We start from the raw sequence: 24606 nt of genomic DNA, 5'->3' as shown, positions 1-24606 counted from the left end.
TCAAAGATGGGATTATATCTGAAAACTTACGTTTTGACAAGGGAAAATTACTTTTTTAAGTAAATTTCATCGATTTCATGGTTCTTGCTTTTATGAAGAATCACTTCCGCACGATTTCTGGTCGGTTCAATATAATTTTGTAGATTTGTGAGATTGATACTAGTCCATACCTGATGGGCAAAGGATTCCACTTCTCCAATTGGCATTTGAGTAAAACGATAATAGTAGCTATCAGGATCGTTTTGGGCTAGGCTCAGCATTTTCAAGAAACGGTCCAAATACCAACTCTCGATGTCATCGACTGCAGCATCAACATAGATGGAAAAGTCAAAGAAGTCAGTGATATAGAGGCGTTCGTTTTGGGGATTTTGAAAGACATTGATTCCTTCAACAATCACAAAATCAGCAGCTTTGACGCTTTGCTTTTCCTCGGGTACGATGTCGTAGACTTCATGAGAATAGACAGGAATATATACATCTTGTCCATTTTTGATGCGGTCCAAGAAGTTGAGAAGAGTTTCCATATCATAGCTTTCAGGAAATCCTTTACGATTTAAAATCCCCTGCTCAATCAAGGTCTGGTTGGGATAGAGAAAGCCATCAGTTGTAACCAACTCAACACTAGCATCTGTAAGCGTACGGGACAGTAGGATTTGAAGTAGTCGGCTGGTTGTTGATTTTCCAACAGCAACACTCCCAGAAATCCCAATAATAAAAGGCTGAGATTTGCTTTCACGTTGGAGGAAAATTCCTTTTGAAAAGGCTAAATCTTCCTTAGTTCGCTTGTAAATCTGAATTAGATGAGCCAAAGGGAGATAGATATCTGTAACGTCTTGAAGACTGATTTGGTCATTAAAACTCTTGATAGATTCCAATTCTTCTTCTGTCAAAGGAGGTGTTGTCTTTCGATGTAAGGATTGCCAAGTCTGGCGGCTGATTTTTTCAAAATGTAAAAATTCGTTGGTCATTTGTTTTCCCCTAGATATTTTGTCTATCATACCATAAAAAGCTAAAAAAATAAAGCGGTTTCTTGAATGTGGTAAGAATGTGGTAAGTCAATAGTATATAATATAAGTAGATAGAGGATGAACAATTTATTGATAAAGTAGGAGCTGCTTTCTACTGACTTATCAGCTATAAAGGGGGCTTTTTAGTTCACAACTTATAGGAGGTGTACTATGAAAATCTTGAAACCTTACCTATTGGAACTCTGTTTTATTTTAAGTTTTGCTCTACCTTTTATAAAAGGGGCGAATGCGGATAATGGTAGACGTTTTGTGGAAATCTATTACGGTTTTACTTTTTTGATGGAACATGCTACTGTAACAGCTGTCTTTATCTGTTCGCTCTTAATTGCTTTCTTCCTAAAAAAAACGATGGGCAAAATGGCTTGCTGCTGGTAGTTATTTCTTTTTAGTTCTATGGATTGCGACAGAGGGTTATTTCTTCCGCATGTCACTAGAAGATTTGATACGACTTTGGACAAGTTTGGAAATCCTGACACAAACGTATCAATTGGGCTTTTATCTAAATATTTTGTTGGGAATTTTGTTGATAATTAAGTATCTGAAGGTTAAGCAATAGTAATAAAAATGCGCTTGATTATAGACAATAAATTTGTTGTTTTATCATGGCAATGATAGCTGTAGTCCTAGATGAAATACTATTTGCTTATAAAGGTTGAAAGAGATTGAAGGGGAGCTATTGTAAAGCAACTTCCTTCAATCTTTTTGTCTCATTCTGGATATGTAAACGATTTACAATTCGATCCAAAATATGATAGAATAGGGTTATGAATAAAATGTACTATGCAGAAAATCCTGACGCTGCTCACGATATTCATGAGTTGAGAGTAGAGTTGTTGGGACAAAAAATGACCTTTTTGACGGATGCGGGTGTTTTTAGCAAGAAAATGGTTGACTTTGGAAGTCAACTCTTGCTCAAGTGTCTTGAGGTCAATCAAGGAGAAACTGTCCTTGATGTAGGCTGTGGTTACGGACCTTTGGGCTTGTCCTTGGCTAAGGCTTATGGAGTTCAGGCGACCATGGTTGACATCAACAATCGTGCCTTGGATTTGGCGCGACAAAATGCTGAACGAAATAAAGTAGAAGCGACGATTTTCCAGTCTAACATCTATGAACAAGTTGAAGGGAATTTTGACCACGTCATTTCTAATCCTCCTATCCGTGCAGGAAAGCAAGTCGTTCATGAAATCATCGAGAAAAGTAAAGATTTCTTGGAAATTGGTGGTGATTTGACAATCGTCATCCAGAAAAAACAAGGGGCTCCAAGTGCTAAGTCTAAGATGGAAGATGTGTTTGGCAATTGTGAAATCCTTAAAAAAGACAAGGGATACTATATCCTTAGAAGTGTGAAAGAATGAGAGCAGTTGATTTAATCCAAAAAAAACGAGACGGTCAAGAACTGACTTCGAGTGAAATTGAATGGCTAGTTGAAGGCTATGTGTCAGGAACTGTTCCTGATTATCAGATGTCTGCTTTTGCTATGGCTGTCTATTTCAAAGGAATGACGACACGAGAAATATCTGACCTAACTATGAAGATGGTTCAGACAGGGCAAGAGTTTGATTTATCCGCTATTGATGGGGTTAAGGTTGACAAGCATTCTACGGGTGGTGTTGGTGATAAGGTGACCTTGATTTTGGCTCCTCTTGTTGCTAGCTTTGGTGTGCCTGTGGCAAAAATGAGTGGTCGTGGTCTCGGCCATACTGGTGGGACAATTGATAAATTGGAGTCCATTAAGGGCTATCAAGTCGAGCGCAGTCAAGAAGATTTCATTCGTCAGGTACAGGACATTGGTGTATCTGTCATTGGGCAATCAGACCAACTGGTTAAAGCTGACAAGCTTCTCTACGCTCTCCGTGATGTGACCGCAACTGTCGACACGATTCCTTTGATTGCGAGTTCGGTGATGAGCAAGAAAATTGCGGCAGGAGCGGATGCTATTTTGCTAGACGTGACTGTCGGTGAGGGTGCCTTCATGAAAACGGTTGATGAGGCGCGTGAATTGGCTCAAACCATGGTGGAACTTGGTAAGGCTGTTGGACGGAAGACAGTAGCAGTGATTACGGATATGAGCCAGCCTTTGGGACGAGCGATTGGAAATCGTCTGGAGATTCTTGAAGCATTGGAGATTTTACAAGGGCAAGGCCGTCAGGATATTACCCACTTCATCTGTGAATTGGCTCAAATTATGCTTGGCCTGGCAAATGTAAACAAGACAGTTGAAGAAGTTCGCCAACATCTTGAAAATCGTCAAGCGCTGGCTAAGTTTGAGGAGATGGTCCAAGCCCAAGGTGGAGACTTGGAGGACCTCTATCGCCCAGTCAATGTTGCCCATGTGGTGGAAATCCCTGCTCAGGAAACGGGTGTCATTTCTGCTCTTCCGGCTATGGAATTTGGGCTTTATGCTATGAGACTGGGAGCTGGTCGTGCAGTCAAGTCTGATGCCTTGGACTATGAGACAGGAATTGTTTTTGAAAAGAAAGTTGGAGATTCCGTTCAAAAGGGAGAAATTGTTGCAAAAGTATACACAAATGGAAAAATTTCTCCTCAGCTAGTTACAGATTTTCAAAAATATGTTAAAATAAATGATAGGGTGCAAAGTTTACGAGAAATTATAGAAATTATCTCATAAACAGCAGGAGAATCCGAATATGAAATTAAATAAATATATCGATCATACGCTTTTAAAACAAGATGCAACAGAAAATCAAATTGATTGTTTGTTGTCTGAGGCTAGGGAGTATGATTTTGCCAGTGTTTGCGTTAATCCGACCTGGGTTGAACATGCCAAAAAAGGGCTTGAAGGCACAGATGTCAAGGTCTGCACAGTAGTAGGTTTCCCTTTGGGGGCAACAACTTCAACTGTGAAAGCTTTTGAGACAAAAGAAGCTATCCAAAATGGTGCAGATGAGATTGATATGGTGATCAATGTTGGGGCTCTCAAATCAGGTAATTTAGCCTTGGTTGAATCGGACATCCGTGCTGTTGTAGAAGCAAGTGGTGACAAGTTAGTGAAAGTCATTATTGAAGCTTGCCTTCTGACAGATCAAGAAAAAGTTGTGGCTTGTCAATTAGCCCAAAAAGCAGGAGCTGATTTTGTTAAAACATCTACTGGCTTTTCAACTGGTGGCGCTACGATAGCAGATGTTCAATTGATGCGTGAAACAGTTGGGCCTGATATGGGTGTCAAGGCTGCTGGTGGAGCTCGTTCTTATGAGGATGCTCTTGCCTTTGTCGAAGCAGGTGCGACCCGTATCGGAACGTCAGCTGGAGTAGCAATTCTAAAAGGAGAATTGGCAGATGGCGACTACTGAGTTGATTGAACTGGCAATTGAAACCAGCAAGAAAGCCTATGTCCCTTATTCTCACTTTCCTATCGGAGCAGTTTTAGTAGCCAAAGACGGCAGTGTTTACACGGGAGTGAATATCGAAAATGCTAGCTATCCTTTGACAAACTGCGGAGAGCGTACAGCGATTTTTAAAGCAGTTTCTGAAGGGCAAAGAGAATTTTCAGAGCTGATTGTTTATGGTCAAACTGAAAAACCAATCTCACCATGTGGTGCTTGTCGCCAAGTAATGGTCGAATTTTTTGAACAAGATCTAAAAGTGACCTTAGTCGCAAAAGATAAATCGACGGTCGAGATGACGGTCGGGGAATTACTTCCATATTCTTTTACAGACTTAAATTAGTCTGAGTCGCTCTTTGAGTGGCACGGTCCTTGTGGCCAACCAATCCATACTTGCAACATCGTTGCACATCTTATTTAGGAGGTTCAGTAATGAACAAGAAACAATGGCTAGGTCTTGGCCTAGTAGCAGTGGCAGCAGTTGGACTTGCTGCATGTGGTAATCGCTCTTCTCGTAAGGCAGATTCATCTTCTGATGTGAAGACAAAAGCAGCAATCGTCACTGATACTGGTGGTGTTGATGACAAATCATTCAACCAATCAGCTTGGGAAGGTTTGCAGGCTTGGGGTAAAGAACACAATCTTTCAAAAGATAACGGTTTCACTTACTTCCAATCAACAAGTGAAGCTGACTACGCTAACAACTTGCAACAAGCGGCTGGAAGCTATAACCTAATCTTTGGTGTTGGTTTTGCCCTTCACAATGCAGTTGAAGAAGCAGCAAAAGAGCACTCTGACTTGAACTATGTCTTGATTGATGATGTGATTAAAGACCAAAAGAATAATGTTGTGAGCGTAACATTTGCTGATAATGAATCTGCTTACCTTGCAGGTGTTGCAGCAGCTAAAACAACTAAGACAAAACAAGTTGGTTTTGTAGGTGGCATTGAGTCAGAAGTTATCTCTCGTTTTGAAGCTGGTTTCAAGGCAGGTGTTGCCTCAGTAGATTCATCTATCAAAGTACAAGTTGACTATGCTGGTTCATTTGGTGATAATGCCAAAGGTAAAACAATTGCAGCAGCACAATACGCAGCTGGTGCAGACGTTGTTTACCAAGTAGCTGGTGGTACAGGTGCAGGTGTCTTTGCAGAAGCAAAATCACTTAACGAAAGTCGTCCTGAAAATGAAAAAGTTTGGGTTATCGGTGTTGACCGTGACCAAGAAGCAGAAGGTAAATACACTTCTAAAGATGGTAAAGAATCAAACTTTGTTCTTGTATCTACTTTGAAACAAGTTGGTACAACTGTAAAAGATATTTCTAACAAGGCAGAAAAAGGTGAATTCCCTGGCGGTCAAGTGATCGTTTACTCATTGAAAGATAAAGGGGTTGACTTGGCAGTAACAAACCTTTCAGAAGAAGGTAAAAAAGCTGTCGAAGATGCTAAAGCTAAAATCCTTGATGGAAGCGTAAAAGTTCCTGCAAAATAATGGATGGAAGTCATTTCTTAGGAAGCGGCCCTCGGCCGCTTTTTTAAGAGTTGAGACAAAGTCATTTTGTCTCAGTAAAGCTTGCTACTAGATAAAATAGCAAGTTTTATTGAAATAAAATAAGACTCTGAAAGGAAGAGCACATGGCACACGAAAATGTCATTGAGATGCGTGATATTACCAAGGTGTTTGGTGAATTTGTTGCCAACGACAACATCAACCTGCACCTACGAAAAGGTGAAATTCATGCACTTTTAGGAGAAAATGGGGCTGGTAAGTCCACGCTCATGAACATGTTAGCAGGGCTTCTTGAACCAACTAGTGGTGAAATTGTGGTCAACGGTCAAGTTGTCAATCTCGATTCACCATCTAAAGCGGCTAGCTTGGGAATCGGAATGGTTCACCAGCACTTTATGTTGGTAGAAGCTTTCACGGTGGCTGAAAACATCATTTTAGGAAGTGAATTGACTAAAAATGGTGTACTAGATATTGCTGGAGCTAGCAAAGAAATCAAGGCTCTTTCTGAACGTTATGGCTTAGCTGTGGACCCTTCTGCCAAGGTGGCAGACATCTCAGTTGGAGCCCAACAACGTGTAGAAATTTTAAAAACCCTTTATCGGGGAGCTGATATTCTTATTTTTGACGAACCAACGGCTGTTTTGACTCCATCAGAAATTGATGAATTGATGGCTATTATGAAAAATCTTGTCAAAGAAGGAAAATCAATTATCTTGATTACCCACAAGTTGGACGAGATTCGCGCAGTTTCTGACCGCGTTACAGTTATCCGTCGTGGGAAATCAATTGAAACCGTCAAAATTGCAGGGGCTACTAATGCTGATTTGGCGGAAATGATGGTAGGACGTTCTGTTTCCTTTAAAACAGAGAAACAAGCATCTCAACCAAAAGAAGTGGTCTTGTCTATTAAAGACTTGGTGGTTAATGAAAACCGCGGTGTCCCGGCTGTGAAAAATCTATCCTTGGATGTTCGTGCTGGAGAGATTGTTGGGATTGCGGGGATTGATGGAAATGGTCAGTCTGAACTGATTCAAGCCATCACAGGTCTTCGCAAGGTTGAATCTGGGAGCATCGAGCTAAAAGGAAATTCAACTGTAGGCTTGCACTCACGACAAATTACAGAGTTGAGTGTTGGGCATGTTCCAGAAGACCGTCACCGTGATGGCTTGATTTTGGAAATGATGATTTCTGAAAATATTGCCCTTCAAACCTACTACAAAGAACCACATAGTAAAAATGGAATTTTGAACTATTCAAATATTACTTCTTATGCTAAAAAGCTAATGGAAGAGTTTGATGTTCGTGCTGCCAGTGAATTTGTTCCTGCAGCTGCACTCTCAGGAGGAAATCAACAAAAAGCAATTATTGCTCGTGAAATTGATCGAGATCCTGATCTCCTTATCGTCAGCCAGCCAACTCGTGGGTTGGATGTCGGTGCCATTGAGTATATCCACAAACGCTTGATTGAAGAGCGTGATAATGGGAAGGCTGTCCTTGTTGTCAGCTTTGAACTAGATGAGATTTTAAACGTCTCAGACCGTATTGCCGTTATCCACGATGGTAAGATTCAAGGTATTGTATCACCAGAAACAACCAATAAACAAGAACTTGGTGTCTTGATGGCTGGTGGAAACTTGGGAAAGGAGAAGAGTGATGTCTAAAAAATTACAACAAATTTCGGTTCCCTTGATCTCTGTCTTCCTTGGAATTTTACTTGGAGCCATTGTCATGTGGATCTTCGGCTATGATGCTATTTGGGGCTACGAAGAATTGTTCTATACAGCCTTTGGTAGCCTGCGTGGGATTGGAGAAATCTTCCGTGCAATGGGGCCTTTGGTCTTGATTGGTCTTGGATTTGCTGTTGCCAGTCGTGCAGGTTTCTTTAACGTTGGGCTTCCTGGTCAGGCTTTGGCAGGTTGGATTTTAAGTGGTTGGTTTGCCTTGTCGCATCCAGATATGCCCCGTCCCTTGATGATTCTAGCAACTATTGTGATTGCCTTGATTGCTGGTGGGCTTGTCGGAGCGATTCCGGGTATTCTTAGAGCTTATCTAGGGACGTCAGAGGTTATCGTCACCATCATGATGAACTACATTGTCTTGTATGTAGGGAATGCCTTTATCCATGCCTTTCCTAAAGAATTCATGCAAAGTACAGATTCGACCATTCGTGTCGGGGCTAATGCAACCTATCAGACACCTTGGTTATCTGAATTGACTGGTAACTCACGGATGAATATTGGTATTTTCTTTGCTCTCATTGCCGTTGCAGTCATTTGGTTTATGCTCAAGAAAACAACCCTTGGTTTTGAAATTCGTGCGGTTGGTCTTAATCCACATGCTTCAGAATATGCTGGTATTTCTGCAAAAAGAACGATTATCCTCTCAATGATTATTTCAGGTGCCTTGGCTGGTCTTGGTGGAGCTGTTGAAGGACTTGGAACCTTCCAGAATGTCTATGTTCAGGGGGCGTCATTGGCTGTTGGATTTAACGGGATGGCGGTTAGTCTGCTTGCGGCCAACTCACCAATTGGTATTCTCTTTGCAGCCTTTCTGTTTGGTGTTCTCCAAGTTGGAGCTCCTGGTATGAATGCGGCGCAGGTACCGTCTGAGCTTGTTAGCATTGTAACAGCGTCTATTATCTTCTTTGTCAGTGTTCATTACCTTATCGAACGCTTTGTCAAACCGAAAAAACAAGTTAAAGGAGGTAAGTAAAGATGTCTATTACAACCTTGCTCACCCTCTTGGTGTCTTCTATGCTGATTTATTCAGCACCCCTCATCTTTACAAGTATTGGTGGTGTTTTCTCTGAACGTGGTGGTGTGGTAAACGTCGGCCTTGAAGGAATTATGGTTATGGGTGCCTTTTCTGGAGTTGTCTTTAACCTTGAATTTGCAGAACAATTTGGAGCAGCAACTCCATGGCTATCTTTGCTAGTTGCAGGATTGGTTGGAGGCCTTTTCTCTATCATCCACGCAGCAGCGACGGTTCATTTCCGTGCAGACCATGTTGTCAGCGGTACGGTATTGAACTTGATGGCGCCTGCCTTGGCTGTTTTCTTGGTGAAAGTTCTTTATAACAAAGGACAAACCGACAACCTAAGTCAGACTTTTGGACGCTTTGATTTCCCAGTCTTGGCAAATATCCCAGTTATCGGTGATATTTTCTTCAAGTCAACTAGTCTACTTGGTTATCTGGCCATTGCCTTCTCATTCCTTGCTTGGTTTATCCTCTTCAAGACTCGATTTGGTCTTCGTCTCCGCTCTGTCGGTGAACACCCTCAAGCAGCGGACACTTTGGGAATCAATGTCTACAAGATGAGATATTTAGGGGTTATTATTTCAGGTTTCCTAGGTGGAATTGGTGGAGCGATTTATGCTCAATCAATCTCAGTTAACTTCTCAGTAACAACTATTGTTGGACCTGGATTTATCGCCCTTGCTGCGATGATCTTTGGAAAATGGAATCCAATCGGAGCCATGCTATCTAGTCTCTTCTTTGGGCTTTCACAAAGTTTGGCTGTTATCGGTTCTCAATTGCCATTCCTGCAAGGAGTTCCTGCGGTTTATCTTCAAATTGCACCTTATGTTTTGACAATTCTTGTCTTGGCAGCCTTCTTTGGAAAAGCAGTTGCACCAAAAGCAGATGGTATCAATTATATCAAATCAAAATAAGCATACAAAAAACGTCAGTACAGAACTGGCGTTTTATTTTTTAGGATCTTGATGGGTTAGGTTTAATCCCCAAGGGACCAAATTTTCAGTTTTATTTTTGATGCGTGTGATATTGTCCTTATGACGAATGATAATCAAACTAGCAAGAGCTAGGATAATAGCGATGAGGAGAGGGTCATAATTGCTCAGGATAAAACCAAAAAGTGGAAAGAGCAGAACCCCGATGACCGCCGCGATAGATGCTGTGACACTAGATAGCGAAATCATACTACCAAGATAGAGGGTTCCAAAGAAAACAACTGCAAGGTAGAGACAGAAGACAGGTGCAAATCCGAAAATCACACCAGCACTGGTTGCAACAGCCTTGCCACCCTTAAATCCTGCAAAGATAGGGAAGGTATGTCCAATGACAGCCAAAAGTCCAAAGATAAGAGGCGAAACACCTTGCAGATGAAACATAATCGGAAGCAGTGTTGCTAGGGTTCCTTTGAAAAAGTCAATCACAAAGGTTGCCATTCCCGCTTTCTTTCCTAAAATTCGGAAGGTATTGGTCGTTCCAGTGTTACCAGAACCATGCTCGCGCAGATTGATTTGAAAGAATACTTGTCCAATCCAGAGACCAGACGGAATCGAACCCAGCAGATAGGCTAGGATTAATAAAACTATTGTAATCATACTCCTATTATATCATGAAATGAAGAAGAAAGGCAGAGAATCTCTTCTGAAATTGTTACATCGGAGAAAGAAAAATTTTGCAAAATCCTTGGAAAACCTGTAGAATAGTAAAGATGAACGAATAGGAGGTTCCTTGTGTCAAAAAAGGAAATCAATATTAACAATTATAATGATGATGCCATTCAGGTGCTAGAAGGGTTGGATGCGGTCCGTAAACGTCCAGGTATGTACATTGGGTCGACCGATGGCGCTGGTCTCCATCACCTAGTTTGGGAAATCGTTGATAATGCAGTCGATGAGGCCTTGTCTGGATTTGGTGATCGTATTGATGTGACCATCAATAAGGACGGGAGTTTGACTGTGCAAGACCATGGACGTGGGATGCCGACAGGTATGCACGCTATGGGAATTCCAACTGTTGAGGTTATCTTTACCATTCTTCACGCCGGAGGGAAATTCGGTCAAGGAGGCTACAAAACATCTGGTGGACTTCACGGGGTAGGCTCTTCTGTCGTCAATGCTCTTTCTAGCTGGTTAGAAGTAGAAATTACTCGTGATGGTGCAGTCTACAAGCAACGTTTTGAAAATGGGGGAAAACCTGTCACGACCTTGAAGAAAATCGGTACAGCACCCAAGTCTAAAACAGGTACCAAGGTTACGTTTATGCCTGATGCAACGATCTTTTCTACGACAGACTTCAAGTACAATACCATCTCAGAGCGCCTCAATGAATCAGCCTTCCTCTTGAAAAATGTGACCTTGTCTCTGACAGATAAGCGAACAGATGAAGCGATTGAGTTCCACTATGAGAACGGGGTACAGGACTTTGTTTCTTATCTAAACGAAGACAAGGAAACCTTGACACCGGTTCTGTACTTTGAGGGGGAAGATAATGGTTTCCAAGTGGAAGTAGCTCTTCAGTACAATGATGGATTTTCAGATAACATCTTGTCCTTTGTTAATAACGTTCGCACCAAAGATGGTGGTACGCACGAGACAGGACTCAAGTCCGCTATTACCAAGGTTATGAACGACTACGCGCGTAAGACAGGTCTTCTCAAGGAAAAAGATAAAAACCTTGAAGGTTCAGACTATCGTGAGGGACTAGCGGCTGTCCTCTCTATTCTAGTCCCTGAAGAACATTTGCAGTTTGAGGGACAGACCAAAGACAAATTGGGAAGCCCACTGGCTCGTCCCGTTGTGGATGGAATTGTGGCGGATAAGTTGACCTTCTTCCTTATGGAAAATGGTGAATTGGCTTCTAACCTCATCCGCAAGGCTATCAAGGCGCGTGATGCTCGCGAAGCGGCACGAAAAGCACGTGATGAGAGCCGAAATGGCAAGAAAAATAAAAAAGACAAGGGCTTGTTGTCTGGGAAATTGACCCCAGCTCAGTCCAAGAATCCTGCTAAGAATGAACTCTATCTAGTCGAGGGGGACTCTGCCGGAGGTTCTGCCAAACAAGGCCGTGACCGCAAGTTCCAGGCTATTCTACCTCTTCGTGGTAAGGTTATCAATACAGCCAAGGCCAAGATGGCAGATATCCTCAAAAATGAAGAGATCAATACCATGATTTATACCATCGGTGCGGGTGTCGGAGCAGACTTCTCCCTTGAAGATGCCAACTATGACAAGATCATTATCATGACCGATGCGGATACTGACGGTGCCCATATCCAGACCTTGCTCTTGACATTTTTCTACCGTTACATGCGTCCGCTAGTCGAGGCAGGACATGTCTATATCGCCCTTCCGCCTCTTTACAAGATGTCAAAAGGTAAAGGCAAGAAAGAAGAAGTGGCCTACGCTTGGACGGACGGAGAGCTAGAAGAACTCCGCAAGCAGTTCGGTAAAGGAGCAACACTCCAACGCTACAAGGGGCTTGGAGAGATGAATGCCGACCAGCTCTGGGAAACAACCATGAACCCAGAAACTCGTACCCTCATCCGTGTCACAATCGAAGACCTAGCCCGCGCCGAACGCCGCGTCAATGTCCTCATGGGCGATAAAGTCGAACCACGCCGTAAATGGATTGAGGATAATGTCAAGTTTACGTTGGAAGAAGCGACAGTGTTTTAATGAAAGAAAATAATATGTTAGTAAACTGGAAATTAGAGTCGGATGTGAATGACTATGTGAAAAAGCAGTTTGAAAATCTTGGTTTGAAAAAATTGCAGGATTATAATGAAGAATCTGCTATGAGTGCTTATCTCAAAGAGGCGCTTAAGGGAGCGGCTAAGACGCAAACTAAGACTAATTTTGGAAAACCAGATTTTCATATTGAAAAATACAAACAAGTTCCTATCTTGATTGAAAACAAACTCAAATTATCTAAGCTAGTTGCTCAAACAAAGGACGGTATTAAGTTTGATGATAAATCAATTAGTGATTTTGCGGTGAATGGGGTTTTGCATTATGCGAGGGCAGTTATTGATAGTGGTAAATATCATGAAGCCGTCGCAGTTGGTGTTGCAGGTGATAACGAAGAAAATGTGACTATCAAAGTTTATTATGTCTTTGGTTCTGCTCCTAATGCCTATAAAGAGCTATCAAAGGTAACGACTTTTGATTTTTTGGAAAATGAGTCCACCTTTGAGATATTCTACAAAGATGCTGTTTTGAGCGAAGAAGAAAAACACCAAATTCTGATTGATAGTCAAGCGACCTTGCAAGGCTATGCTAAAAAGCTCAATAAATTGATGCACAACCATAATATCACAGCTCCTCAACGGGTGCTTTATGTGTCTGGTATGCTATTATCTATGCAGGATATCGTAGATTGTAAGGGCAAAAAGGTTGATGAGGGCTTAATACCTGACGATTTAAAAGGTGTGCAGTCTGAAACCAAGCGTGATGGTAAGAAAGTTGTTGATCAAATCAAGGCTTTCCTAGATGAACGTGAAATCAATGAAGATAAGAAAACTCTCATGTTGGCTTCTTTTGGAGAAATTTCCAAAGATAGCCAGCGTGACGAGTTGATTACCAATGACAAAGAAGTAGCACAACTTCTCCCTCAAAAGGAAAATTCTGTTACCAAGCAAATCTTCACTTTTATCTATGAGAATATTTTCAAGTCCATTGATGGTTTGGGTGGACATATCGATATTATGGGGGAGATGTACTCCGAATTTCTAAAGTATGCTTTGGGAGATGGAAAAGAAATTGGTATTGTTCTGACCCCTCCTTATGTTACCAAAATGATGGCGCAAATTCTGGGGATAACAAGTGAGAGCAAGGTTATGGATTTGGCGACTGGTTCAGCTGGTTTCCTCATTTCAGCGATGGAGTTGATGATAGATCATGCAAATATCAGTTTTGGGAAGGGGACTTCTCGAGCCAACGAGGAGATTGCGAAGCTCAAGAAAGATAACCTGCTAGGAATAGAACTTAATGCAGAGATGTATACCTTAGCGACAACCAATATGATTCTTCGTGGAGATGGATCTAGTCGAATTGAAAAAGGTTCTGCATTCAATCGTCCTGAGAGTCTGTTTACGGATTTTAAAGCTAATCGTGTCTTGCTGAATCCCCCTTTCTCTTATGAAGAAAATGGTCTTCCTTTTATAGCCTATGGTTTGGATAAGATGGAGCGTGGTGGCCTAGGTGCCATTATCATTCAAGATAGTGCTGGTTCTGGTAAGGCAACAAAGACAGCTAAAGCTATTTTGAAAAAGCATACCCTACTTGCTTCTATCAAAATGCCTGTTGACCTTTTTGTTCCCATGGCAGGAGTCCAGACTTCTATCTACATTTTTAAGGCTCATGAGGCACACGATTACGACCAGACGGTTAAATTTATTGACTTTAGAAATGACGGTTTTAAACGTGCTAAGCGAGGTATTTCAGAGGTTGATAATCCTATCCAGCGTTACCAAGATGTGATTAAAATTTATAAGGCTGGAAAGAGAGCGGAAGTGAGTAAAGAACTTTGGGATTTAGATGCTATCTTTATTGAGGACTTTATCACTGACAAGGGTAATGATTGGAATTTCGAACAGCACCAGATCATTGATACAAAACCAACCTTGGATGATTTTAAAAAGACTGTTGCTGACTACTTAGCTTGGGAAGTGGAACAACTCCTGAAAAACAAGGGGGAAGATAGCTCAAAAAAAGCCTAAGCCCTCGCCTTCAAAAATTGGAAGAGGAATTTGAAGCAAGTGGGGGCGAGTGGAGAGAGTATCGGATAGGAGATTTATTTGGTAATATTGTTCAGGGTTCCCGTCTAACGAAAGCAGATCAGATAGATGGCCTTTTACCATTTGTGATGGCAGGAGTGACTAATACGGGTGTCGTTAGACATATTGGGAATAAGATGACTATTTTTCCAAAAAATTCTCTGACTATTGATATTTTTGGAAATGTTTTTTATCGAAATTATGAATTTAGCGCATCAGATGATGTGGGTGTCTACTGGAATGACGAAGAGTATAGTGAACACTCCATGTTATTTTTAGCATCTTCAATTCAAAAATCTTTAGTTGGTAAATTTGATTTTGGAAATAAGCTACGCTCTTCTAAATCTCATGACCTCCTAGTTAAACTTCCAACTCTCAATAACAAATTGGCATTTTCATATATGGAAAACTACATCAAAGCGCTCGAGGCTGAACGCATCGAGACGCTCGAGGCTGAACGCATCGAGACGCTCGAGGCTTATCTAACTGTAACAAATCTCAGAGATTATCATCTTACAAAAAATGATGAAAAAGTACTTGACAAGTTTGCAAAACTTTCCGATACTAAGAGTAGAGTAGAGGAGTCGGAGGTATTCCAACTTTCTCAGGTCTTTAACTTATCCAGTAGTAAAAAGAAATTCAATGCAAATATGATTGAGTTTGGAGGAAAGTTTCCTTATGTAGCTCGTGGAGATAGTAACAATGGGATTCGAGGTTATATTACAGAGAGTGAAGAATTTCTCAATCCTGCTAACACAATTAGTTTTGGTCAAGATACGGCAACGATGTTTTATCAAAAAGAACCCTATTTCACAGGAGATAAAATTAAGGTATTGCGCACTAAAGAAGTAGAATTGGATAGGTATAAAGCTCTTTATTTAATTACTTCATTAAGAAAGAGTTTCTCTACATTTAGTTGGGGAAGTAGCTCTTTTAATGAAAAAGTATTAAAAGAGACAGATGTTAAGCTTCCTATCAAAAATAATCAAATCGACTATACATTTATGTCTGACTTTGTTCGAGCAGTGGAGAAATTAGTTATCAAGGATTTAGTCATCTGGGCTGACAAAAAAATTGCTGCGACTAAGGAAGTAGTAGCAAGATAGTTCAGTATATCTGTCCTTTTTAGGGAGTAGCTGTCCTAATTTTTAGGCAGTTTTTCCCTAAAAAGGACAAGTTGAGTTTTGATAATAGCTATTTATTTACACCTTACAAACAGTTTACATTGAAAAAAGTAAGAAGGAGGATCCAGTAAATGGAGAATAAGAAACCTAAAGGAGCGGCAAAGATTAGATTGTTCAAAATAAGTCATGCAGAGTATGGGAAAGTACTTGATGTGTTGGATGCGAAAACATCTATTTTGGATGTAAGAAATATGATTTCTAATAGAGAGCCTGATTATGAGTATTTTATTCCAAAAGTGATATTTTCATTGGACAAAGAGGCTAAGGAAAATGGTTTCTATTGTAGCGGACTCAACGGAGATTTTGCTTACTTACCAAGGGTTACTACAGACATTGTAGAGTTTGAGTTGCCAGATGAACTGAAAGAACATATTGCTAAAGGATACCCTCTTTTCTATACAAAATGGCGTTAATAAGGGGAAGATATGGCATTGGAAAATAAACTAGGCATAACCAACTCAGCCCAGCTGGCAGATGCAGAAGAAAAACTGACAAAAAAACAAGCTGCCCTGCTTTTTCAGACAGGAGACTTGTTCGAGATGGAAGTTGGGACATTTGCAGGGCTGTCAGCTATTCACCACTATCTCTTTTCCAGCATCTATGATTTCGCTGGAAAAATCCGTGATGTTAATATTGCAAAGGATAATTTTCAATTTGCTCCCCGTATTTTTTTAGAGCAATCCTTACAGTATATTGACAAACTTCCTCATGACAATTTTGATCAAGTGGTTGATAAGTATGCGGATATGAATATTGCCCATCCTTTCCGTGAGGGGAATGGACGCGCAATGCGGATTTGGCTAGATTGTATGCTTCGTGAGAAGCTGGGTAAGGTGGTAGATTGGAACGCCATTGATAAGGATGAATACCTCAATGCCATGAAGCGTAGTGCAGTATCGACTGGAGAACTCAAGTATTTACTTCTCAATAACTTGACGGATGACCTCAGTCAGACCAGTTTCTTTAAGGGAGTGGATGCTTCATACTACTACGAAGGATATAGCCTTTACCAGACAGGGGAGTTATAGTATAAAAACTATCCAGTAAGAAGAAGCAGACACCTAGTAATCTATAAAACGAGAAGGTATTAACATGAGAACTGAACCCGAAATGCTTGATTTAATTTTTCAAACCGCAAAAGTGCTTCAAGTCAAAGCTGTCGCCATATCTGGTTCACGGACAAACCCAAAGGCCCCAAAAGATGAATTTCAAGACTATGATGTGATCTATGTCGTGGACGATTTAGATAATCTGACGAGTGACCTTTCTTGGCTAGACCAGTTTGGCAAATGCATTATTGAGCAAGAGGTTGCTCTTGACCATCGTCGTCTCTACCTCATGCTCTTTGAAGATGGTAATCGTATTGATTTGACTCTCTGCCCCAAAGAACACATTCAAGAGTGGGTGGATAGCGAGGCAGGATTCGCTGTTTTGGAAGACCCAGAATATTTATTTAAACCCTATTCCCAAAATCTAGAACGTTTTTGGATACATCCAGCTACTGAGACAGATTTTAAAAATTCCTGCAATGAATTTTGGTGGGTGTCAGCCTACGTGGTTAAAGGGATTTGTCGCAAACAAGTCATCTATGCCACGGACTATCTCTACGGTATTTGTCAACAAGAACTCTTAAAAGTCTTAGCTTGGCAGGCAGTAAGTGATAGGGGAGCAGTTGACATCGGTAAAAATTACAAGTACCTCTTTCACTATTTGCCTGCTGAGAAAGAGAATGAATTCTCAAATCTTCTTGATTTCTCAAGTTTAGATAAAATCATTCAGTCTTTGTTTGCTACGATGCAACTTTTCCATAGAGAAGCTCAAAGACTTGCTCAAAAGCTGGGCTTTGTCTACGATAAAGAAGTAGCTGAGAAGATGATTGAGTATGCTGAGGAAAGAAGATGCTTAAATGTAGTAGATTAGAATTCCATTGATAAGGATAAAGCCATTTAGTAACATTTCGGAGGATTATAATGTTTTTAGATTTAGGAATTACTTCATATTTGTTTGGTAAAATAGCGGATTTTTCTTGGGATCAATTTTATGATTCATTAGGTTTGCAAGAGAAGGCTGATAAAAAGAGTTTAAAAAAACTTATCGAAGATTATCGAGATTATATGATAGACCGTCATAAAGATAATCCGTATTTTGAAGAGGTTTTAAGATTTTGGGAGACAAATCATATTGTTGAAGAAATTTTGATGATTGAATATCACTTGAAAAGCACGTTTGCTACTTATGATGATTTTAAAAACGCTTTGGAGGATCAGTATCCTCAGGCTTTCAATAAAAGTTTTTCAATTAGTTTGATGGATGAGCTAGATAAAAAATTTATTGACTTAGTTAGAAAAATGTCTCAGTTTTCTCAGTCAGATATTGCTGTTATAGCAAATGTTATTAAAGAATCGAATTCTGAAATAGTATCCTCAATAGAGGAACTCTTAAAACAATTGCAAGAATTTGGTTTTAAAAATAATATTAAACATGATACTCAACTAGCATATATTCAAAAATCGAAAATAGACAATTTGGTAATTACTCCCCCTGTGATTTCTAAAATGACCATTACTTCAAGAAATGACTATAAATATAATTATTATTTGTTTCAGTCTTTTGAATTTGAAGGTGATTTTGGAGATAATCCAACAGTCTATTTGATTTATTCAGAGGATGATAATAAGATTGAGTTAAATACTTTTAGTCATGGTTTGCAACCTGATAATTTACGAGTTCTAAAATTTAAATCGACAGAAATTGAAGGTAAGAAATATAAATATAATATTTCTAAAGAGTATTGTTATTATTCCAATCAAGGAAATGAATATGATATTAGACCATTCATTGTTGTTGTGCTCGGTGAAGAGGTTATGGGCTTTGCTACCTTAACAATAATTAATAAGTCATTTAAAAAAGGTCAAAGTTTCACTTTACCGTTCACTGGGCATAAAGCATTCATTCCAGCAGCAAGAAAACTTATTTGGCCAAATAAAAAGGATTTATTAAAAAAACTTCATGAACAACAGACTGGTAGAGTTTTCTATTTAGACAATTCTGTTGTAGATGAAGTAATTAAAATTAAAAAGTATTTTTTGGATTCGTTAAAAGAAGAAGTTAAGGATGCATTAAAACAAGAATATGAATAATCTATTTTTTATTATCCAAACACGTCTATTTCTGTGAGATCATTCTTTTCAACTTGCATGTAAAAACTGAACACGGACTAAACGGTGTGTAAAAAAGATAAATCGTTTTTTAGTTATAACCTAGTCCACTTATATAAAATTTGAAAGGAGTTGAACACGCCCTAAATGATGCGTGAAAAAGATAAATTCTCTGGTGAGCTTGCTTACTTCAAGAATCTTCTATTTTCACTTGATATTTTACGGGCTCTGTATCCTATATGAGTAACATTCAAAATATGTCCCTGGAGGACATCATGGGAGAGCGCTTTGGTCGCTACTCCAAGTACATTATTCAAGACCGGGCTTTGCCAGATATTCGTGATGGGTTGAAGCCGGTTCAGCGCCGTATTCTTTATTCTATGAATAAGGATAGCAATACTTTTGACAAGAGCTACCGTAAGTCGGCCAAGTCAGTCGGGAACATCATGGGGAATTTCCACCCACACGGGGATTCTTCTATCTATGATGCCATGGTTCGTATGTCACAGAACTGGAAAAATCGTGAGATTCTAGTTGAAATGCACGGTAATAACGGTTCTATGGACGGAGATCCTCCTGCGGCTATGCGTTATACTGAGGCACGTTTGTCTGAAATTGCAGGCTATCTTCTTCAGGATATCGATAAAAAGACAGTTCCTTTTGCATGGAACTTTGACGATACGGAGAAAGAACCAACGGTCTTGCCAGCAGCCTTTCCAAACCTCTTGGTCAATGGTTCGACTGGGATTTCGGCTGGTTATGCCACAGACATTCCTCCCCATAATTTAGCTGAGGTCATAGATGCTGCAGTTTACATGATTGACCACCCAACTGCAAAGATTGATAAACTCATGGAATTCTTGCCTGGACCAGACTTCCCTACAGGGGCTATTATTCAGGGTCGTGATGAAATCAAGAAAGCTTATGAGACTGGGAAAGGGCGCGTGGTTGTTCGTTCCAAGACTGAAATTGAAAAGCTAAAAGGTGGTAAGGAACAAATCGTTATTACTGAGATTCCTTATGAAATCAATAAGGCCAATCTAGTCAAGAAAATCGATGATGTTCGTGTCAATAACAAGGTGGCAGGCATTGCTGAGGTTCGTGATGAGTCTGACCGTAATGGTCTTCGTATTGCGATTGAGCTCAAAAAAGACGCTAATACGGAGCTCGTTCTCAACTATCTCTTCAAATACACAGACCTGCAAATCAACTACAACTTTAATATGGTGGCGATTGACAATTTCACGCCTCGTCAGGTTGGGATAGTTCCAATCTTGTCTAGCTACATCGCCCACCGTCGTGAAGTGATTTTGGCTCGTTCCCGCTTTGACAAGGAGAAGGCTGAGAAGCGTCTCCATATTGTCGAAGGTTTGATTCGTGTGATTTCGATTTTGGACGAAGTCATTGCTCTTATCCGCGCTTCTGAGAATAAGGCTGACTCCAAGGAAAACCTCAAAGTTAGCTATGATTTTACGGAAGAACAGGCTGAGGCTATCGTAACCTTGCAACTGTACCGTTTGACCAATACAGACGTAGTTGTCTTGCAGGAAGAAGAAGCAGAACTTCGTGAAAAGATTGCTATGCTTGCGGCGATTATCGGTGATGAACGGACCATGTACAATCTCATGAAGAAAGAACTTCGTGAGGTCAAGAAGAAATTTGCGACTCCACGTTTGAGTACTTTAGAAGACACTGCGAAAGCAATCGAGATTGATACAGCTAGTCTGATCGCCGAGGAAGATACCTACGTCAGCGTAACCAAGGCAGGTTACATCAAGCGTACCAGCCCGCGTTCCTTTGCGGCTTCAACGCTAGAGGAAATTGGCAAACGTGATGACGACCGTTTGATTTTTGTTCAATCTGCCAAGACAACCCAGCATCTCTTGATGTTCACGACTCTTGGAAATGTCATTTACAGACCAATCCATGAATTAGCAGATATTCGCTGGAAGGACATCGGAGAGCATTTGAGCCAAACTATTACCAATTTTGAAACGAATGAAGAAATCCTTTATGTGGAAGTTGTGGATCAGGTTGATGATGCGACAACTTATTTTGCAGCTACTCGTCTTGGTCAAATCAAACGGGTAGAACGAAAAGAATTCACTCCATGGCGGACCTATAAAACTAAGTCTGTCAAGTATGCTAAGCTCAAAGACGAGACAGACCAGATTGTAGCAGTGGCTCCAATTAAATTGGATGATGTTGTCTTGATTAGCCAAAACGGTTATGCCCTTCGTTTCAATATTGAAGAGGTTCCGGTTGTCGGTGCCAAGGCTGCAGGGGTCAAGGCTATGAACCTGAAAGAAGATGATGTTCTCCAGTCTGCCTTTATTTGCAATACCTCATCCTTCTACCTCTTGACCCAACGTGGAAGTTTGAAACGTGTTTCTATTGACGAAATTCCGGCAACCAGCCGTGCCAAACGAGGACTACAAGTCTTGCGTGAGTTGAAAAACAAACCGCACCGTGTCTTCTTGGCTGGTGCAGTTGCAGAACAAGGCTTCGTTGGTGACCTCTTCAGTACAGAAGTGGACGGGAACGATCAAATTCTGCTTGTCCAATCCAATAAAGGAACAATCTATGAAAGCCGATTGCAAGACTTGAACTTGTCAGAACGCACTAGCAATGGAAGCTTCATTTCTGACACGATTTCAGATGAAGAAGTTTTTGACGCTTATCTTAAAGAAGTATTTACAGAAGCTAAATAAGTGAAATGAAGAGTCAGTTCTAAGAGCTGGTTCTTTTTATTGAAGAAATTTTCTGAAAATTACAAAATATACTTGCTATTTTAGAAAAATAGTGTAGAATATAAGAAATAGGTTTTTAGAATAAGGAGTGGAATATGACAGTAACGATTGATTGGGAAAACCTTGGTTTCTCCTATATGAAATTACCTTATCGCTATATTGCTCATTTTAAAAATGGACAATGGAATCAAGGAGAACTTACAGAAGATGCAACCTTGCATATTTCAGAGTCTTCTCCAAGTCTCCACTATGGTCAACAAGCCTTTGAAGGTTTGAAAGCTTATCGTACTAAGGATGGCAGTGTTCAACTGTTCCGTCCTGATGAAAATGCCAAACGCCTGCAACGGACATGTGACCGTCTCTTGATGCCACAAGTTCCGACAGAAATGTTTGTAGAAGCTTGTAAAGCAGTTGTCCGTGCCAATGAAGAATACGTACCACCATACGGAACAGGTGGAACCCTCTATCTTCGCCCTCTTTTGATTGGTGTCGGAGATATTATCGGGGTAAAACCAGCAGAGGAGTATATTTTTACTATCTTTGCTATGCCAGTTGGAAATTACTTTAAGGGTGGTTTGGTCCCAACCAACTTCTTGATTCAGGATGAATATGACCGTGCTGCTCCAAATGGTACAGGTGCGGCTAAGGTTGGTGGAAACTATGCTGCCAGTCTCTTGCCAGGGAAATTGGCCAAGTCACGTCATTTCTCAGATGTTATCTACCTAGATCCATCAACACATACAAAGATTGAAGAAGTCGGATCAGCTAACTTCTTTGGAATTACAGCTGATAATGAATTTGTAACACCATTGAGTCCATCTATCTTGCCATCTATTACCAAGTATTCTTTGCTTTATTTGGCAGAACACCGCTTGGGTTTAACTCCTATTGAGGGTGATGTTCCAATTGATAACCTTGACCGTTTTGTAGAGGCAGGTGCCTGTGGTACAGCAGCGGTTATTTCTCCAATTGGAGGCATTCAACACGGTAATGATTTCCATGTATTCTATAGCGAAACAGAAGTAGGTCCTGTGACTCGTAAACTCTATGATGAATTGACAGGTATTCAGTTTGGTGATATTCCAGCGCCAGAAGGTTGGATTGTAAAAGTAGATTAAAAATATATTAAAGGAGATTTTTATGAAATCGAAAAAGTGGATTTTAACAACAGGACTTATCCTAAGCACAACATCTTTTAGCAGCCTGTGGAAAAGCTGATAAAGAAGCAGATGCTCCGACAACATTTTCTTATGTCTATGCAGTGGATCCAGCATCCTTGGACTACAGCATAGCAACGCGTACATCCACAACAGATATTATCGGAAATGTCGTTGATGGTTTGATGGAAAATGATAAATATGGTAATGTTATTCCTTCTTTGGCTGAGGATTGGTCTGTCTCAAAAGATGGATTGACTTATACCTATAAACTTCGTAAAGGAGTGAAATGGTACACATCAGAAGGCGAAGAATACGCAGAAGTAACAGCCCATGACTTTGTGACAGGACTAAAACACGTTGCTGATGGTAAGTCAGACGGTGTCTCTCTCATCCAAAATTCAATCAAAGGCTTGGACGCCTATATGACTGGTGAAACCAATGATTTCTCTGCAGTTGGTGTTAAAGCTTTGGATGACTACACAGTTGAGTATACATTGAATGCGCCAGAAAGTTTCTGGAATTCAAAAGTTACAACAGCGACGATGTTGCCAGTAAATGAAGAGTTTTTAAAGGCATCAGGAAAGAATTACGGAGAGGTTAGCCCAGCAGGCATTCTCTACAATGGTCCTTATTTCTTAAAAACATTGACTTCTAAATCGTTGATTGAATATGAAAAAAATCCAAATTACTGGGATAAAGAAAATGTTAAAATTGAGAAGATTAAATTGACCTACTACGATGGTTCAGATCAGGAATCGTTGATTCGTAGCTTCTCTTCAGGTGCCTATACGACAGCCCGTCTCTTCCCAAGTAGCTCAAACTTTGCTTCAACTTTGGAACAATACGGAGATAAAATTACTTATAGCCCACAGGACTCAAGTAGTTATTACTTCACCTTTAACGTAAATCGTCAATCATACAATAAAACTGCGAAAACAAGTGAAGAACAAAAGACTTCTACAAAAGAAGCTATGCTTAATAAGGACTTCCGTCAGGCTATCAACTTTGCCTTCAACCGCCATTCTTATGCTGCCCAGCTAAATGGTGAAGACGGTGCGGACAAGATTATTCGTAACAGTCTTGTTCCAGATAACTTCGTACAAGCAGGTGGTAAGAACTTTGGTCAAATCGCTCAAGCAGAGTTGGTGAACTATGGTGACCAATGGAAAGGTGTTGAGCTAGTTGACGGTAAGGATTCTATCTACAACCCTGACAAGGCTAAAGTTGCTTTCGAAAAAGCTAAGAAAGACCTGGAATCTAAAGGGGTAACTTTCCCAATTCACTTGGATGTCCCGGTTGAACAAACAGATACTATCGCCGTTCAACAAAGCAACTCTTTCAAACAGTCTATTGAATCAACTCTTGGTGCTGAAAATGTTGTCATCGATGTACTTCAAATGACAGATAATGAAAAAGAAACGATTACATCACAAGCGCGTGTTCCTTCTCAAAAAGACTATGATTTGAACAGTACAGGATGGGCTCCAAGCTATCAAGATCCAGCGTCTTACTTGAATATTATGGATCCAAAATCTGGTTCTGCCATGAAACACCTTGGTATTACGAAAGGAAAAGATAAGGATGTTGTAGCTAAACTTGGTTTGGATCAATATAAGAAATTGTTAGAAGATGCTGCTTCTGAGACCACTGACCTAGAGAAGAGATATGAAAAATATGCCAAAGCTCAAGCTTGGTTGACAGATAGTTCATTATTGATGCCAACAGCTTCATCTGGCGGTTCTCCAGTTGTAAGTAACGTAGTACCATTCTCAAAACCATACTCACAAGTTGGTATTAAGGGGGATCCATATATCTTTAAAGGAATGAGATTGCAAAAAGATATTGTTACAACAAAAGAATATGACGAAGCTCTTAAAAAATGGCAAAAAGAAAAATTGGAATCCAATAGCAAATACCAAAAAGAACTAGAAAAACACATTAAATAAGGAATG

Annotated in this window: 19 protein-coding genes and 2 pseudogenes; 19 read left to right on the top strand and 2 right to left on the bottom strand. The window is 40.3% G+C overall.

What is annotated here, in order from left to right:
- Nucleotides 1–47: 47 nt before the first annotated feature.
- Nucleotides 48–968: a type I pantothenate kinase gene (coaA, locus tag HT703_RS09150; protein WP_054392740.1), complete on the bottom strand. Its 921-nt coding sequence runs from the start codon at nucleotides 966–968 to the stop codon at nucleotides 48–50.
- A 210-nt stretch (nucleotides 969–1178) separates the two neighbouring features.
- Here coaA and HT703_RS09145 point away from each other — a divergent pair.
- The 9 genes and pseudogenes from HT703_RS09145 (at nucleotide 1179) to HT703_RS09105 (ending at nucleotide 9549) form a co-directional block, all read left to right on the top strand.
- A pseudogene (locus HT703_RS09145) lies at nucleotides 1179–1584 on the top strand (hypothetical protein).
- A gap of 208 nt (nucleotides 1585–1792) precedes the next feature.
- On the top strand, nucleotides 1793–2383 hold the full coding sequence (locus tag HT703_RS09140) for a class I SAM-dependent methyltransferase (RefSeq protein ID WP_081005511.1): 591 nt from the start codon (nucleotides 1793–1795) through the stop codon (nucleotides 2381–2383).
- A complete protein-coding gene (locus HT703_RS09135) occupies nucleotides 2380–3657 on the top strand; it encodes a pyrimidine-nucleoside phosphorylase (RefSeq protein WP_054392739.1) in 1278 nt (425 codons plus the stop codon). Before HT703_RS09140 ends, HT703_RS09135 begins: the two co-directional genes overlap by 4 nt.
- Nucleotides 3658–3676: 19 nt before the next feature.
- Nucleotides 3677–4339 carry a deoxyribose-phosphate aldolase gene (gene deoC / locus HT703_RS09130; protein ID WP_054392738.1) on the top strand — a complete coding sequence of 221 codons (663 nt, stop codon included), beginning with the start codon at nucleotides 3677–3679 and terminating at the stop codon, nucleotides 4337–4339.
- Nucleotides 4326–4715, top strand: coding sequence for a cytidine deaminase (locus tag HT703_RS09125; RefSeq protein ID WP_000246098.1), 390 nt, complete (start codon nucleotides 4326–4328; stop codon nucleotides 4713–4715). The genes deoC and HT703_RS09125 overlap by 14 nt, the downstream gene beginning before the upstream one ends.
- A gap of 89 nt (nucleotides 4716–4804) precedes the next feature.
- Complete coding sequence (locus HT703_RS09120; RefSeq protein ID WP_023932825.1) at nucleotides 4805–5860, top strand: BMP family protein; 1056 nt, start codon at nucleotides 4805–4807, stop codon at nucleotides 5858–5860.
- Between the two features lie 143 nt (nucleotides 5861–6003).
- Entirely contained in the window at nucleotides 6004–7539 is a 1536-nt protein-coding gene (locus tag HT703_RS09115) for an ABC transporter ATP-binding protein (RefSeq protein WP_054392736.1), read from the top strand.
- Complete coding sequence (locus HT703_RS09110) at nucleotides 7532–8590, top strand: ABC transporter permease (protein WP_023932827.1); 1059 nt, start codon at nucleotides 7532–7534, stop codon at nucleotides 8588–8590. Before HT703_RS09115 ends, HT703_RS09110 begins: the two co-directional genes overlap by 8 nt.
- Nucleotides 8591–8592: 2 nt before the next feature.
- The gene (locus tag HT703_RS09105; protein WP_000029124.1) at nucleotides 8593–9549 is read left to right on the top strand and encodes an ABC transporter permease; all 957 of its coding nucleotides are present in this window, start codon (nucleotides 8593–8595) and stop codon (nucleotides 9547–9549) included.
- Between the two features lie 33 nt (nucleotides 9550–9582).
- Here HT703_RS09105 and plsY read toward each other — a convergent pair whose 3' ends face one another.
- Nucleotides 9583–10224: a glycerol-3-phosphate 1-O-acyltransferase PlsY gene (plsY, locus tag HT703_RS09100; RefSeq protein WP_023940961.1), complete on the bottom strand. Its 642-nt coding sequence runs from the start codon at nucleotides 10222–10224 to the stop codon at nucleotides 9583–9585.
- A 135-nt stretch (nucleotides 10225–10359) separates the two neighbouring features.
- On the opposite strand from plsY, the gene parE reads away from it, so the two are divergent.
- From parE to HT703_RS09050, 10 genes and pseudogenes are all read left to right on the top strand, one after another.
- Nucleotides 10360–12303: a DNA topoisomerase IV subunit B gene (parE, locus tag HT703_RS09095; RefSeq protein WP_054392735.1), complete on the top strand. Its 1944-nt coding sequence runs from the start codon at nucleotides 10360–10362 to the stop codon at nucleotides 12301–12303.
- A 14-nt stretch (nucleotides 12304–12317) separates the two neighbouring features.
- Nucleotides 12318–14345, top strand: a complete 2028-nt coding sequence (locus HT703_RS09090) for an N-6 DNA methylase (RefSeq protein WP_033605195.1) — start codon at nucleotides 12318–12320, stop codon at nucleotides 14343–14345.
- 17 nt (nucleotides 14346–14362) lie between these two features.
- The gene (locus HT703_RS11835) at nucleotides 14363–15508 is read left to right on the top strand and encodes a restriction endonuclease subunit S (protein ID WP_172930041.1); all 1146 of its coding nucleotides are present in this window, start codon (nucleotides 14363–14365) and stop codon (nucleotides 15506–15508) included.
- A 149-nt stretch (nucleotides 15509–15657) separates the two neighbouring features.
- Nucleotides 15658–15999, top strand: a complete 342-nt coding sequence (locus tag HT703_RS09080) for a hypothetical protein (RefSeq protein WP_023932841.1) — start codon at nucleotides 15658–15660, stop codon at nucleotides 15997–15999.
- A 12-nt stretch (nucleotides 16000–16011) separates the two neighbouring features.
- Nucleotides 16012–16614 (top strand): Fic family protein, encoded by a 603-nt coding sequence (locus HT703_RS09075; RefSeq protein WP_054392733.1) that lies wholly within the window; start codon nucleotides 16012–16014, stop codon nucleotides 16612–16614.
- A 64-nt stretch (nucleotides 16615–16678) separates the two neighbouring features.
- Nucleotides 16679–17506, top strand: coding sequence for an aminoglycoside 6-adenylyltransferase (locus HT703_RS09070; RefSeq protein WP_023932843.1), 828 nt, complete (start codon nucleotides 16679–16681; stop codon nucleotides 17504–17506).
- 50 nt (nucleotides 17507–17556) lie between these two features.
- Entirely contained in the window at nucleotides 17557–18726 is a 1170-nt protein-coding gene (locus HT703_RS09065; protein WP_023936678.1) for a hypothetical protein, read from the top strand.
- A 257-nt stretch (nucleotides 18727–18983) separates the two neighbouring features.
- Nucleotides 18984–21455, top strand: a complete 2472-nt coding sequence (parC, locus tag HT703_RS09060) for a DNA topoisomerase IV subunit A (RefSeq protein ID WP_081005510.1) — start codon at nucleotides 18984–18986, stop codon at nucleotides 21453–21455.
- A 134-nt stretch (nucleotides 21456–21589) separates the two neighbouring features.
- Complete coding sequence (locus tag HT703_RS09055; protein WP_023936685.1) at nucleotides 21590–22612, top strand: branched-chain amino acid aminotransferase; 1023 nt, start codon at nucleotides 21590–21592, stop codon at nucleotides 22610–22612.
- Between the two features lie 22 nt (nucleotides 22613–22634).
- Nucleotides 22635–24600: pseudogene (locus tag HT703_RS09050) on the top strand (peptide ABC transporter substrate-binding protein).
- The last annotated feature ends 6 nt before the right edge of the window (nucleotides 24601–24606 follow it).

It is taken from the genome of Streptococcus sp. 3874 (assembly GCF_013276425.1).
Lineage (GTDB): Bacteria > Bacillota > Bacilli > Lactobacillales > Streptococcaceae > Streptococcus > Streptococcus pseudopneumoniae.
The sequence above is the reverse complement of the archived record's forward strand: the minus strand, read 5'-3'. Positions and strand labels throughout refer to the sequence as shown.